General features: G+C 60.3%; 1 protein-coding gene. It reads left to right on the top strand.

All coding sequences use genetic code 11. The features are described from left to right. Positions 1-433 (top strand): immunoglobulin-like domain-containing protein (locus ACK59H_RS23000; protein ID WP_409264997.1); only part of this gene is annotated, 433 nt, incomplete at both ends.

Here is a 433-nt window from a genome sequence, read left to right as displayed (position 1 = left end):
CTTGTCCGCTACCGGCACCGTCCAGGAAGGCGGCAGCATCGTTTACACCGCTACCCTGACCAATCCGGCTGGCAGCGAGATGAAGATCACCCTGAGCAATGGTGAAGTCATCACCATTGGCAAAGGTTTGACCGAAGGCTCGATCACTGTCCCAGCACCAGCCAACACCGTCTATGTCGATGCCGGCAATGTGAGTGTGAATGTCACCGGCACCACAGGTGGTGACTTCGAGAAACTGGACGTCAGCCCAGCGCCGGCTGTGACCGCTATCACCGACACCATCGATACCTCGACGGTGACTCTGACCGCGACCCCAAGCGTGACCGAAGGCGGCACCGTGGTTTACACCGCCACCGTCAACGCCCCGGTTACTGGTGCTCCGCTGGTGATCACCCTGGCCAACGGTCAGACCATCACCATCCCAGTCAACGCC

The sequence above is a fragment of the Pseudomonas sp. KCJK9000 genome (assembly GCF_046230725.1).
GTDB classification, from domain to species: Bacteria; Pseudomonadota; Gammaproteobacteria; order Pseudomonadales; family Pseudomonadaceae; genus Aquipseudomonas; species Aquipseudomonas promysalinigenes.
The sequence above is the reverse complement of the archived record's forward strand: the minus strand, read 5'-3'. Positions and strand labels throughout refer to the sequence as shown.